General features: G+C 47.3%; 8 protein-coding genes. All 8 read right to left on the bottom strand.

The genetic code is table 11. From position 1 onward, the window contains the following. Nucleotides 1-37: 37 nt before the first annotated feature. Nucleotides 38-1,891: a carboxylesterase/lipase family protein gene (locus T456_RS0106030; RefSeq protein ID WP_024865381.1), complete on the bottom strand. Its 1,854-nt coding sequence runs from the start codon at nt 1,889-1,891 to the stop codon at nt 38-40. A gap of 475 nt (nt 1,892-2,366) precedes the next feature. Beyond that, on the bottom strand, nt 2,367-3,833 hold the full coding sequence (locus T456_RS0106025) for a response regulator transcription factor (protein WP_024865380.1): 1,467 nt from the start codon (nt 3,831-3,833) through the stop codon (nt 2,367-2,369). Nucleotides 3,834-3,891: 58 nt separating this feature from the next. Next, nucleotides 3,892-5,733: a cache domain-containing sensor histidine kinase gene (locus T456_RS0106020; protein ID WP_024865379.1), complete on the bottom strand. Its 1,842-nt coding sequence runs from the start codon at nt 5,731-5,733 to the stop codon at nt 3,892-3,894. Beyond that, nucleotides 5,696-7,306: an extracellular solute-binding protein gene (locus T456_RS0106015; RefSeq protein ID WP_024865378.1), complete on the bottom strand. Its 1,611-nt coding sequence runs from the start codon at nt 7,304-7,306 to the stop codon at nt 5,696-5,698. Before T456_RS0106015 ends, T456_RS0106020 begins: the two co-directional genes overlap by 38 nt. Nucleotides 7,307-7,380: 74 nt before the next feature. Next, a complete protein-coding gene (locus tag T456_RS0106010; protein WP_024865377.1) occupies nt 7,381-8,208 on the bottom strand; it encodes a carbohydrate ABC transporter permease in 828 nt (275 codons plus the stop codon). 4 nt (nt 8,209-8,212) lie between these two features. Next, on the bottom strand, nt 8,213-9,124 hold the full coding sequence (locus tag T456_RS0106005; RefSeq protein ID WP_024865376.1) for a carbohydrate ABC transporter permease: 912 nt from the start codon (nt 9,122-9,124) through the stop codon (nt 8,213-8,215). An 87-nt stretch (nt 9,125-9,211) separates the two neighbouring features. Beyond that, complete coding sequence (locus T456_RS0106000) at nt 9,212-10,645, bottom strand: ABC transporter substrate-binding protein (RefSeq protein WP_024865375.1); 1,434 nt, start codon at nt 10,643-10,645, stop codon at nt 9,212-9,214. A 128-nt stretch (nt 10,646-10,773) separates the two neighbouring features. After that, a complete protein-coding gene (locus T456_RS0105995) occupies nt 10,774-13,836 on the bottom strand; it encodes a hypothetical protein (RefSeq protein ID WP_024865374.1) in 3,063 nt (1,020 codons plus the stop codon). Nucleotides 13,837-13,873 lie beyond the last annotated feature (37 nt).

Here is a 13,873-nt window from a genome sequence, read left to right as displayed (position 1 = left end):
GAATCCGGGGTAAAGTCAGCAAAAATGCGCTGTGAAATCATCTGCTGTTTGCGGCATCATCCATAAACTTGTCAATGACTTTGTAAATCTCGATGTTGGGATCGTCGGCCATATGGACATCGGTGTCAAGCTCAAGAAGCTTGTCCTGACCGAGCTGTCTCTTTTCCCATACAGGAAGTGCCTCGCCGGTGGAATTGCCCGTTCTATCAAGGATATAGCCGTTGGGATCTCCTGTTGCGGCGAAGTTGACCCAGTAGCTCTGCATGATATCAGAGAGCCTGTAATCCTCTTCGTCGTAGAGGCCTGGGTGTCTCCACAGATTGCCGTAGGCATATGGAAGCTCGCCCGCGTGGTAGTTGGAGAGAATGTTGTTGGTCTTAGTGAAGTGATACTCGTAGGCGGGACGCCCCTGCTCCACCATATAGTTGTTCCAGACGTAGTGTGAATAGCTGAACCACATGGCGCTGTAGGCTGTGTTCAGTGCTCCTTTGGCTTCTCCCATGGCATCAATGATAAAGGACTGATCCCTCTGAGGGAGTGTTGCGGGAACAACTTCTGCCATCTCCTGCGCATAATCCTTAATGTCTTCTGCAAGAAGTTCAACGTAATTGTCGTTTGTTGCCTTCGTATCAAGAAGGAAAGCATCCGCCTCTTTTGCATTAAAACCGTTAAGAAGAGCCTGCTCGTGATTCTCGCCCTTCTCGTAGGTGAGGTAGGGCTGCTCGACAATGGCATAGCCGTCAACGGTCATTGATGAATTCTGGGTCTTTGTCTGCACCAGTTTGTCAGCAGGGATATTGCGAAGCTCAGCGGAGGATGATACACCAAACTCCTCTCTCACTTCATCTCCCGTGGCAATGGCATCCTCAAAATATCTGAAGGTGTGGAAGGGCTCCTTGGGCACGATGCCGCTGGACTCAGCAATTGCGTATCTGAAAAGTCCCTTGGTAAGAGGAGAAACGCACAGAGCATTTACGCTGGAAGATCCTGCGGACTCACCTGCGATGGTGATCTTGTCAGGGTCGCCGCCAAAGGCCTCTATATTGTCATGAACCCACTGAAGAGCTGCAATCTGGTCGAGAAGGCCGTAGTTACCGGTGGTTCCGTTAGGGGACTCCTCTTTAAGATCGTCAGCTGCATAATATCCGAAAACGCCAAGTCTGTAGGCGCAGTTTACGAATACGACGCCTTTCTCAGCCAGGGACTCACCTCTGTATTCGGTATAGGAAGGCTGGCCTGTTGTAAGGGAGCCGCCGTGAATATAAAGGATAACGGGACGAAGCTCATCGCTGTCCTGCCCCGGTGTAAAGACATTGAGGTAAAGGCAGTCCTCGCTTACCTCCTCCACATACTCATCTCCGAATTTAACCTGATAGTCATGCCATCCAAGGATATGTGAAAGGGAATCGAACCATACAGAACCTCTCTGCTGCATGGCCATGGGACCGAAGTGATCAAAGGCTCTTACGCCATCCCAGCCTTCATCCTTCTGGGGCTCCTTGAATCTGAGCTCGCCCACAGGTGCCTTGGCAAAGGGGATTCCGGCATAGACTCTTGCTGTGTGATCTTCGTTATATACACCGGTGAGCTTTCCCTGCTCGATCTCGATGACATCCGTAACATCGGGATTCTTGTTGTCTACTGCGGGAACTCTCTTTACGGGAGGTGCTGTCAGGAATACATTGGCGATGAGCACAACTGCAAATATGGCAAAAGCAGCAAGGATGCCCTTTGCGCCGGTTCCTTTCCTGTAAAATTTAGCTCTGTATACCAGCATTCCGATCACAGCCAGGATTCCGATGATCCATCCGGCGATGACGTTCTTGGAAAGCTCCAGGAAGAAAAGATACAAAGCTCCGATCAGGATTACACAGATTGAATATAATACCATAGCGATTACCTCTGTTTAATTTGATGTGAATTATGTTGCGTTACAAAATGTATGTAGCGTATTAAATGTATGTCACGTTTTAGATTGTGTACGATTATATTGTTTAAGGCGGCGTTTGTCAAATCTAATCACATTTCTTCGTAGTCACTTCTTGGTGGCATTTATTGTTGGCGATTACTGCATGATTCTGATTTTCATTTCTGTACAGTAAAAAATTTGCTGTACAATATCATTTTTTCTGATCTGTGCCGTAGCACCGCACATCATTTACTGTACAGATTCTATTTTACATTTTCTACAGTAATAATTTCGTACATTTTCAGATTAATCTTACTGTATAAATTCAGTTTTTGTTTTTGTACAGTAATGAAAAAAAGTGCCTACTGTACAGAATTGAAATCCGATTCTGTGCAGTAAGCACCTTATATCATTTGAGTCAAAGAATGTCTCTCCAAACAGAAGCGTTCCACCGCTCTCACACGCTCTTAACGCCGGTGTTCTTGCGGTATTCGCTGGGGGATACCCCGACCATGGCTTTGAAGCTCTTCATGAAATGCTTCTCATTGTCGTAGCCGACCTTAGCGGAAATCTCATTGACCTTGAGGTCCGTCTCGGAAAGAAGGCGCTTGGCCTCATCCATTCGCAGCTCCTTGAGGTAGGTGACGAAGTTGGTTCCGGTGTAGTTCTTGAAAGCTGTGGAGAACAGCGAATAATTCATTGATACTTCATTGGATACAACAGCCATGTTAAGGTCCGAAGCGTAGTTCTCACGGATAAAGCGGACTGCCATCTGCATCCTGGCTTCCATCTGATCCTCGCCGGCGGCGTTCATCAGACGGCTGTTCTCTTCAAGGATGAACTCCATGAACTTCTCCCTGAAATCGGAAAGTGACACATAGGAGAAAGGCCGCAGGATGGACATGGGAATCTCTCTCTGATAAGTCTTGGAAAATTCCTCCGCAAACTGCTGCATTGCGGCTGCAAAATCCGAAGGAGTAACCTGGCCTCTTGAGGTAGCGGTAAAGAATCCGTTCCACTCCTTCTCAAGGCTGTCTACTCTGTCGGTTCCAACCAGCTGAACCCTGGCGGAGACGCTGCTCTTGCTGCAGAGCTTTAATCCATTCTCCAAGAGCTGCTCAGCCACATGAAGGTCTTCCACCTTGTCAAACAGTACTATATCTCTGCAAAAAGAAATCTCTCTTCTGCTCTTGGCCTGTCTGTAAGCCTTCTTAAGATCGGCGGCATTGAAATACACATCACTTATACCGGCATAGGATAAAAGATCTCCCTCAGACCCGGAAATCTTCTCTTTCAAAGCAAGAGCTCTTTCGCTGCTGATAAGGTAAACCACCATGCCGTCAACATCCATTACAGACTTGGAGTCCTTAAATTCCTCGTTGATGTCATCGTCCTCTGAAGAAACCAGAACCCTGTAAAGCTCTCCAACATCAGAACGAAGTCTCTTTTCCATCATCTCAAGACTCTCGCTCTGAGCCTCATCGTCAAGGAGAATGTATTTAAGAAGCTGCTTATCCATAGCTTCCGACTTGATATCGTTGTCTCTTTTTGCGGAGAGCTCTGCTTCAAGCTTCTCCATGATTTCCTTGAGCTTGTCTCGCTCCACGGGCTTTAAGATATATTCCCGGACGCCGTTTCTCATCATCTCAACAGCATATGAGAAGTCGTCATAGCCGCTGACCGCAATGGCAATGGGCGGTGAATCCAGTTCCTTCATGGCCTGCACCAGCTCGATGCCGTTCATCTTGGGCATGCGGATATCGGTGAATACCACATCCACCTTCTTCTCTCTTAGTACCTCCATTGCCTTAAGGCCGTTGGGGCACTCTATAACCTCATCCACAGGCACGCCGGTCCTCTTTATCATGGTGGCGATGCCCTGTCTTATTAACTTCTCATCCTCAACTACCATCACTGTACGCATAACACTGTCCTCTTAGTTCGCATATACAGGAGCAAGCTCATTTCAATGGCCTGTCCTCTCAGTTCGCATTTACATGAGCGGTGCTTTTGCCCACGCCTGTCCTTTTCATGGGAATCTTGACCCATACCTTAGTATAGCATCCCTCCATGGCTGCTACATCTATTCCATACTTATCGCCGTACTCCATCTTGATCCTGTCCTGAACGTTCTTAAGTCCGATTCCGTTTCCGGAGCCGCCGCCGGTCTGGATCTCGCCTGAGATCTTTTTCCGAAGGACCTCAAGTTCCTCCTCGTTCATGCCACGGCCGTTGTCGGTGATCTCGATGGTACAGTCATCACCGTTGACGATTCCCTTGACGTAGATGGTAGTATCGTCGGCCAGTTCCTCAATGCCGTGAATAATGGCATTCTCGATGATAGGCTGCAGACTCATCTTCGGTATCTTCTGTCTCATTATATCCTCAGGCAGGTTCACCGACAGATAAATCTCGTAGTCAAAACGAAGGTTGATAAGTGCCATGTAATTCCTGATATATTCCATCTCTTCGGATACCAGAACGGTATCGGAAGTCCACTTCATACTGTAGCGAAGGAGCTTGCCGAGGCTTGTGATGGCATCGGAGATATCATAGTCCTCCTTAACCTCAGCCATCATCTTGATGGATTCAAGAACGTTGTAAATAAAGTGTGCATTGATCTGGTTCTGGAGAGCCTTGATCTGGGAGTCCTTAACGATAACCTCCCTGTTGATGTTCTCCTTCATCAGATCCTCGATGTTATCAAGCATTCGGTTAACCTGATGGGCCAGCTCGCCCATCTCGTCGGTGTCACCCTCCTCAGGCGTTCTGACGGAGAGGTCTCCGCTTCTTACCTGCCTGATGGTGGTAAGAACCTCGTAGAACTTCTTGAGGACATGATTAACAAGAAGATCGATAACAAAGGTCAAAAGAACCAGTATCAAAATCATTCCTATAATGAAATTGGTCCTGAGTTTATATACTTCCGAAAGGGTACCGGAGATGTCATCCACAGATACCAGGGTTCCACCCAGCTCCGGGATATACATGCCGGCAATGATCCTCTTGGAGGATTTGTTGTAATTGGTCCTGATTCCAACGGCTTCACCTGATTCCGCAGCAGTCCTCATTTCCTTTGCAAGGCCCGTTGCGATGTCCTTGATGCTCTCATCCTGATTGCTTCCGTAGATGATCCTTCCGTTGTTGGTGACAAAGCAGCTGCTCTCTCCTTCGATATTCTCATACATGGAGGGGAACATGGTCTGCATTCGCATGTTGGCTTCAATAACACCGATATTGCCGTACTGCCTGTCGTACACGGGAGTTATAAGTGACAACAGCGGCGACGGGTCAGAAGTTGCAAACAGCCTGTCGCTGTAATCAAACACCCATCCGCCTCTCTCCGAAAGCGCATACCACTCCTGCTTCTGGAGCCTCGTATGGTTGAAAAGAACCGGCATCATCTCCTGGACGTTGTCGTTAACTGCATAGACCCTCACCCCTGCAAGAACCGGGTTGTTGTTGATAAGCCTCTCCAGCGCGGCTACATCGGTCCTGTAGATGGAGATCCATTCCTTGGTGGAATACTTGCCTCCTGTGGCAGCATTAATGAGCACCTTGTTCATGGTGTCGTTGGACAGGAAGAACTGGGTGGTCATATTGATGGAGTCAACGTTGGTGGCAATGCTGTCCCTGCGCCTTTGCATGGTGGATTCCATGAAGCTTACGTTCTCTCTGATGCTGGACTGTTCCATGTTGTAGAAAACAATACCGCCCAGTATCGCAACTGGTATCATAACAAACAGAAGGACAATGCCCGTGATCCTGGTATTCAGTTTAAGGCCTTTAATCCAGGCCCAGCTTTTTCTTAGCTTCCCTGACATATTGTAAATTCTTTTCCTGAAGCTGGTCGTATCCCAGCTCCGCTCTTTCCTGCTTAAAGTTCTCCAGTATCTCGTCAAACTCCTCGTCACTCTCCGAAAGAAGAAGTGCCGGAAGAGTCTTACTCCATAAGTTATCTATTCTGTCGCTGATGTATGCATCCTCGGTATCCGAGGGAAGGATCACATCGTATTGCCCCGTATAAGCTGAATATTTATAGGTCCACTCCTCGAGCTGAGCCGTGGGTCCGCTGTTCTCCGGCCTCCACTTCAGCTGCATTACATTATCCTGGAACATCCAGTAGGCGTCATCGGCGCCGTAGAGCTCATCATAGGTGGTCCTGTCTGTGTTAAGAAGCTCTAAAATCTCGGGCTTTACCACTTCCCTGCCATCCACAATGTCATAGGTAACTCCCTCTACACCGAGATAAACAAGCTTCTGGCCCTCCTCGGAGAGCATGAAATCTATGAACTTGATCGCCCGGTCCGGATGCTTGCAGTTCTTGGAAACAAAGGTGATGGTCCATCCGCTGACGGAGGATGTGGGAAGAACGTGGTCATCCCTGTTTTTGTTCTTGGGACCGTCTACTGCAATGTAGATGCTGTCGGGATTCTTGGCGTAAAGAGCCTTCTGCTGCGAGGCCATATCCGTTCTCTGATACAGCATGCAGAAATATCTCCCGTCCGCAATCTTCTCTTCCATCTGAACTCTCTGGTCAATAAAGATATCCGTGGCCAGATATCCCTGCTGGGCCAGTCTTCTGAACATCTTGAGCCATTCAATATATTCGGGGTCCGTGTTCCTGTCATAGAGCTTCCCGTCCTTTTCGTATGGAACGGCCAGGAAGTTCTGAAGATATTGGTCAAAAGAAACAGAGCCCGTATCGTCAAATATGTGTGAGCCCACAGGTATAAGGGGCTTGCCGTCAACCTCCGGGAACATGGCCGCTGCCTTTTTTACCGCAGCTTCAAAGCCTTCAATGGTGGTCATGTCCGGGCTTCCTATGGCTTCGTAAATATCCTTACGGACAAGGAAGGTCTGGTTGGACCCGATATTGTTATTGTTCTCAACATCGGCGGGGGTTATGGATGAATTGGGATACCCGTAGATATTGCCGTCGGACTGGGTATACCAGCTGACAGCCTGTGGATCTGAAACCTCCCAGAAATAAGGGTCATACTCATCTGCCAGTTCATTGAGAGCATAGACCATGTCTCCCTGAATGATCTCATTCATCTGCGGTTCCCACCAGCCCAGGGTAATAAGATCCGGAAGAGTTCCCGATGCTATCAGCGCATTGAGTTTCTCCTCCTCATTGCCCTGAGGGGTTATAAAGTTGATGTTAACTCCTGTTCTTCTGGTGATCTCCCTGGAAACCGCATTGTGTCCCCAGGGGGTGTTGTACCAGGAGTAATTGATGTACCAGTCAAAGGTTACCGTATCTTCCGGCAATGTATCTTTTTCAGACACAGAAACAGCCGGGGCTGAATCAGTCCCGGCGCCATCAGCAGCGCACCCTGTGAGAATTAGGGCCGAGAGTGCGCATGCTGCTGTTATGCTTCTGTATTTTCTCAAATTAAGTCTCATAATTGTCAAACACCATGATAAACGATCGCTTTCTGCAATCATTATACCATACGTTCCTTGAATTACTCCTTAACACTTCCTGCTGAAATACTGCTGATGATGTACTTGGAGCAGAATGCGAATACGATCATGATAGGCACTACCGAAATTGCTACGCCAAGATAGATTGCACCCTGGTTCTTCTGAAGATCCGTAGCCGCATTGAGGGTTGAGATCATTACAGGAAGAGTCATCTTCTTAGGTGTGTTCAAAAGGATCAAAGGAACAAGGTATGAGTTCCAGTTTCCGATAAAAGTACCGATTGACATGGTTGCAATTCCGGGAGCCATGATGGGAAGCACGATTCTGTGGAAGATGTGGATCTCTGAAGCTCCGTCGATTCTTGCAGCTTCCATAAGTGACTTGGAAAGTGTTGCCTTAACGTACTGACGAAGGAAGAACACGATTCCGGGTGAAGCAATTGCAGGAATGATCAGCGGAATATATGAATCGATAAGGTGCAGCTTCTGGCAGAGGTTGTAGAAACCGATAAGAGAAAGCTGACCGGGGATCATCATGAATACTACGATAATCTTGAATAAGAGGTTGTTTCCTTTCCACTCATACATAGCCATTCCAAATGCTGTGATAGCAGAGAAATAAGCTGTTAAGAGGGTTGCCGGGACAGCTACTTTTAAGCTGTTGAAGAATCCCAGGAAGAGATTCACGTAGTCGAAAAGGACTACCCAGTTATCATGCAGACTGTGTCCCGGCAGAAATGAAAAGGAATGCGTTATTTCTACACCTGAACGGGTGGCATTCACCATCATTAACCAGAAAGGAAGGAAACACGTAACACCCAGTGCAATGAGAAGTATGTAAAGAATACATCTTTTGATCTTTGTTGCCACTGTCTTAGTCCTCCTTTCCGCCGATGAACTTGAATTCCATAATGGAAACAAAAAGTATTATGAAAAACAGGGTATAGGCAATTGCCGCAGCAAAGCCAACCTGATGGGTTTCAAATCCAAATTTGTACAGATACATAACCGTAGTCTGAAGTGTTCCGCCGGGCTCACCTGCTGTGGAAGGACCGGTCATAAGGAACGGAAGATCAAAGAGCTGCAGACCACCGATAAGTGATGTAACTGCTACATACAGAAGGATGGGACGAAGAAGGGGAAGTGTAATGCTTCCGAATACTTTCCATCTTCCTGCTCCGTCAATGGCTGCTGCTTCAAAGTAATCAGAAGGAATACCCTGAACACCTGCCATGAGAATGATAAAGGAATTACCGAACCACATCCATGCCTGGATCACACCGATAACGGCCCATGCCGTAGATCTTTGTCCCATCCAGTTGATCTGCTGATCTACAAGATGTGTCATCAGAAGCAGCTGGTTGAATGATCCATACTTCCAGTCAAGAAGTGTCTTGAACAGGAATGCAACAGATGTTGCTGCTATAAGGTTAGGCAGATAATAAACTGCCCTGAAGATACCAAGGCCTCTTAATTTGTATTTAATATCAGAGAAAACAATGGTAAGAAGGAATGCAAGTCCCAGCTGAAGTACGATGTTCAGGGACCACATTTTTACTGTGTTGTAAAGTGAGCGCCAGAAGAACTTGTCTTTTAACACTCTGGTATAATTGGCGATTCCGTTAAAGGTCGGAGTGCCATATCCTTTATAAGTTGTAAAACTAAGATACAGTGTCCTTACTACAGGGTAAACACTGAAGATCAAAAATACGATGATGAAGGGGAGAACAAACAGATATGCTGCGTTATTCCTGTTTTTCTTCCTTGTCTTCACTGCTGCTTTCATATTGCCTCCCGGTCAGATCTTTTTTGAAAAATATCCGGGGCGAAAACCTTCGCCCCGAATACTATATGAGATAGAGATAAAAAAGAATTATCTGTTTACAGTGATCTCAGGATATGTAGACTCAACAACATCATAGAACTCGTTGATAGCTGTCTCTTTGTCTGCCTCACCTGTCTTGATAGCTGAAATAGCTGCGCCCCAAGCATCGCCGATAACCTTGTCATATCTTGTAACCTTTGAATAGTCGATGCCTTCAGCCTGCTTAAGCCAGAATGAGTAGAGGTGCTCACCGCCGTAGATGTCGTTTGCATCATCTTTGTGCTTGTCAAGAACAGAAACAAGTGAAACTGTGTCACCTTCTGACTTCTCGATCCACCACTCAGCTGTCTCCTCGTCAAGTGTTACCCACTTTACGAAGTCCCAGGCAAGATCTTTGTGCTCAGACATAGCTGAGATACCGATGAATGTACCACCACCGAATCCGTATGAAGGACCTGAGCAAACGCCCCACTTACCAGCGTTGTCGCCTACGTTGTCTCTCATTGTAAGAACGCCCCAGCTGGGAAGACCGAATGCGAATACTTCTGTCTTGTCAAGATCCTTAGTAGCCTCAGCGAATCCCTCTGCATCCCATACGTTGATGGAATCATCAGCATAGCTCTGAACAGCTGCTGTAAGGATCGGAACCTCACCGGCCATAGCCTGGTACCAAGGTGTTGACCACTGGTTAGCATATGCTGTAAGGTCATCCTGGTAAAGCTTTACTACGAGGTCCATGTAGTCAAGTCTAGCCTGATCTACATTAAGTGTGTCATTTACTACCCAAGCAGAATCGCCTGAGAAGTAGTTGATCTCTGCATCTGATGCGAAGATTCTGTAGCCTGCATCCTTAAGGGTCTGAGCTGTCTCAAGGATTGTGTCATAATCAGCAAAGAGCTTTCCGATCTCATCGGGATCATCTGTTCCGAATACTTCGGTAGCGATGTCTCTTCTGTAGTACATTCCGGCAGGTGTGATCTGGTAAGAGATTGCTCTCTGGATACCGTCAGCATCCTGACCAACTTTCCAAACGTAGTCAACGATCTGGCCTGCATAGTCCTGAGCGTTGTAAGGTGCTGCGTTCAGATCCTCGAAATATCCTGCCTCATAGAAATCCTCAAGCATCTGAGGCTCACCTACGATGATGTCAGGTGTTGTCTGTCCGCCGTTAAGAGCTGTCTGTACCTTTGTAACATAGTCAGCAGGCTCGATAACAACTGTCTCGATCTCAGCATCGTGAGTCTCTACATAGTGCTCAGCGAATGTCTGAAGATCCTTAGCCAGTGTCCAGATAACGAGTTTCTCGCCGCTTCCAACCTTCTCTGTGTTGGTGTTCTCTGCGGGTGCCTCGGTAGCCTCTGCTGTCTCAGTAGCTGCTGTTGTGTCAGCTGCTGTGTTAGCGCTTCCGTCGCTTCCGCATGCTGCAAGTGAAAGTGTCATAACACCTGCAAGTAAAGTCGCTATTACTTTCTTGTAATTCATTTACTTAATCCTCCCTCCAAATAGCGTTTGTTGGTTATGAACTCATTATAGAAATCGGGAGGGCACAAAAAAATGACACCTTTTTTATTAAGGTGTCATTTTTTAAAAACGTTTTAAAGCTGTTTATATCAGGCTATCGCAACAGTGATCTCCTTTACCAGACCGTCTCTGATATCCTTTGCAGTATCGCCGCTTGCAGTGCTGCCGCTGACATTCTGCTCCCTGCCGTCGGCATACTTAAGTGTCATACCTGTAATGCTGTATCCGCCCGGGAAGAAGTCGCCCTTCTTATTGAACTCGTAGGTAACCTTAGTCTTTCCAAGCATTGTGGAAGATACAAAGCACTTGCCGCCCTCTTCCTTAATGAGATACTCAGGGATTGCAGGCTGTGGTTCAAATACCAGCTCCCCATCCTTAAGGGAAAAGAGCTGTCGGCCAAAGAACATCAGCTTCCACATACTGATAAACTCGATTGTGGAGCCCGAAAGTCTTGCAACAAAGCCCTTGCCGTGGATCTGTTCGTTGGGGTTGAAGCTGCTGGCGATAAATGAAGAATTCTCCAGTGTGCTTCTTCCGTAGACCTCCTTATCAAGGAAAGGGACCGCTGCCTTTTTGAAGTCCTCGAAGAACTCCTTGTACAGGCCGCTTCTTATGAGCTCAAGCAGGTACTTGTACTCCATGTGGAGCCAGATGGACTCGTTCTCAAGCCATCCGGGAGTGAAGGACTTACATCTTCCAAGCTCGAAGCTTGCATTCTCAAGGGAAGCATTTACCTTGTACATGGAAAGCTTCTTATCATAGAGGTCGCTGCCCTTAACTCTCTCGTAGAGCTTCCTCTTCTCATCTTCCGTATTCTCAAGCTTAAGGAATCTTACCGGTCCCTCAAGGAAGAACGGCACTTTTCTAACCTCGAATTTCTTAGGATAGATGCCCTCTTCATCCTTGTCAAAGTCTGTAACTTCATAAGTAAAGTAAGCAGGAGCAATTCCGTCTCCCAGATCAAAGGCCTTGGAAATGCCATTCTCGATCCTCTTTGCAAAAAGATCAAGGATAGCCGCAGCTTCCTCAGTATCGAGAGTCTTCATATCTCCTGAGAGTTTGTCGTAAACAAGAGCTCTGTACTCTTCCTTGGCATCATTTCTCTTGTTCCAGGCATCCAGATCCGTGGTAAAAGAGCCTTCGATATCAGCAAGCTTCTTGGCAAATTCCACTGTTTCTGCGGGAAGCTCAACTCCGGCGCCAAACTTTCTTATGGAATCTCTTGTGTATCTGATCATGCGAAGGAGCTCATAGGTCTCATTCATGGAAGATCCGAACATTCCGGGCATTCCGTTAAGAGCATCGTACCAGCCGGGCTTTCCGCCTTCCATCTCAACACCCATTCCCTCTGCATCAAGTGCTGCAAACTTTACAGCTGACATAAGGAACAGCTTGGAGATCAGGGTGACATTGATCTGGCTGCCATCCTTTGAAAGCTCATAGGATCCGCCCTTTGCGGCATTGTCTCTTGCTGTCAGATAGTGGTACTGACGAAGTCCGTTTTCTGTCTCTTCATATTTCTTAGCCCTGGGAAGGATCTTAACCTTAGCTTCGAAGCTGCCAACCATTGTATCAAGAAGCAGCTCTTTTTCCTTGTCGGGATAAACCTCAAGGAAGTCGTCGATAAGATCTAAGTTGTAATCCCAGTGATCTGACCAGTAGCCCTCGCCGAAGTTGCCGTTGATGGTCTCGCAGGCGCTTTCCATAACCTTAGCGAAAGTCTCGTCAAGCTCTGCATCTGAGATTCCCTTCTTGGAATCCTTGATTGCTGAAATAAGCTGACCCGGTGTGAAAGGCTGTGCTAACTCAATTCCTGAAAGGGCGCTTTCAGGAGCTGTAAACTTGATCTGCTCGATTCCCAGAGGATTGTAGCCGTCCATCTGGATAAGGGAGTAGAATCTCTTGATATTCTCGTCCATGACGATGGGTGAGAAGAAATTGTCGCATCTTCTGTTCTGGTTAACGTCACGGAAGTTTCCGTTGCCCTGGGAATAGAACTCGGGAGACATTGCAAAGTAGTTGTAATCTCTCTCAAGATCGCCGTGCTTTCTTGAATAAACATAGAAGGTGTGGTCTCCCGGAAGTTTGATGGGAGTACCTCCTCTAAGCACGTTGTCCATATAGTTGTAACGTGTATAATCGTCAAAGGTCTTGTCTGAAGTCTCTGTAGCAACAGTATCTGTCAGCTCGTCTGTGAGCTTTTCTGCCTCTGCAAACTTCTCCTCAAAGTAAGCTGCATTTATGTCCTTTTTAAGGAAGTTGTCAAGGATCTCCTTGTTTCTTACCTGGCCGATGAGTTCAAAGAATGTGATGGATTCGCCGTTTCCCAGATTTGCTTCCTGTCCGAAGAAGCAGCAGGGGAACTCGTTGGAGTTGTTCTGCTTCTTTGCAAGAAGCCCGGAAAGCTTAGCATTTTCAAAGCCGATGGCCTCTGAGAGTGAAAGGTCATAGTCAAATACAACGCCGGGATCAACGATAGCAGCAAGCTTCTCACCCTTAGCGTTTACGGCAACTCCGAAGTTTCCGCCGGGAACTTTTTTAACAACGGCGGAGTCCTCCATGGAGAAACGAACCCTGAAGTAAGGTCTCTTCTCCTCATGGTCCTCAACCTGCATGTATGCCTTGGTGGTCTGAACCATGTTCTTCATTACGTCGATGTGACATCCGTAAGGGATAAGGGCAGGCATACCGTCAATAACCTCAAGGGCCATGTCCTTGCCGCTTTCGTTGGTGATGGTCACCACTCTCATAAGAGCGCCGATCTCCTCGCCGGGAAGTGTGGTGTAGCTTACCTTTGTGGAAAGGCCAAGCTCCCCGTTCTTCTCCTCAAGGAAAAGAGCATTCATATGTATCTCCATGCTGCTGCCGGCTGCCGGCTTCTGGAAAGGCTCATAGACAGCGCCGTTTGCCTTGATAAAGGTTCTGAAACCTGTGCGGTTTACGTTCTGATAAGCTGTGTGGGCGGGATAGAACTCCATGATGCTGTGGTCCTTGTCCTGCACACCAAAGCTGACAACCGCCTGGCCTCTGTTTACGTAGTAGCACCAGATGGGAGTTCCCTTGATGCCTGCGATTCCCGGAAGGAAGCTGGCAAAGGGAGTCTTTTTACCGAAATCGGTGATTGTATCCTTTACTGACACTTCATAATTCATACTCTCTTACTCCTCATAATCTATGTGATGGTTTTTG

Source organism: Butyrivibrio sp. FCS014 (genome assembly GCF_000526935.1).
Classification (GTDB): Bacteria; Bacillota; Clostridia; order Lachnospirales; family Lachnospiraceae; genus Butyrivibrio.
The sequence above is the reverse complement of the archived record's forward strand: the minus strand, read 5'-3'. Positions and strand labels throughout refer to the sequence as shown.

What these genes read in the sequence shown, in the direction of transcription:
- T456_RS0106030 (WP_024865381.1), bottom strand. Translation starts at nt 1,891, where the DNA reads ATGGTATTATATTCAATCTGTGTAATCCTGATCGGAGCTTTGTATCTT.
- T456_RS0106025 (WP_024865380.1), bottom strand. Translation starts at nt 3,833, where the DNA reads ATGCGTACAGTGATGGTAGTTGAGGATGAGAAGTTAATAAGACAGGGC.
- T456_RS0106020 (WP_024865379.1), bottom strand. Translation starts at nt 5,733, where the DNA reads ATGTCAGGGAAGCTAAGAAAAAGCTGGGCCTGGATTAAAGGCCTTAAA.
- T456_RS0106005 (WP_024865376.1), bottom strand. Translation starts at nt 9,124, where the DNA reads ATGAAAGCAGCAGTGAAGACAAGGAAGAAAAACAGGAATAACGCAGCA.
- T456_RS0106000 (WP_024865375.1), bottom strand. Translation starts at nt 10,645, where the DNA reads ATGAATTACAAGAAAGTAATAGCGACTTTACTTGCAGGTGTTATGACA.
- T456_RS0105995 (WP_024865374.1), bottom strand. Translation starts at nt 13,836, where the DNA reads ATGAATTATGAAGTGTCAGTAAAGGATACAATCACCGATTTCGGTAAA.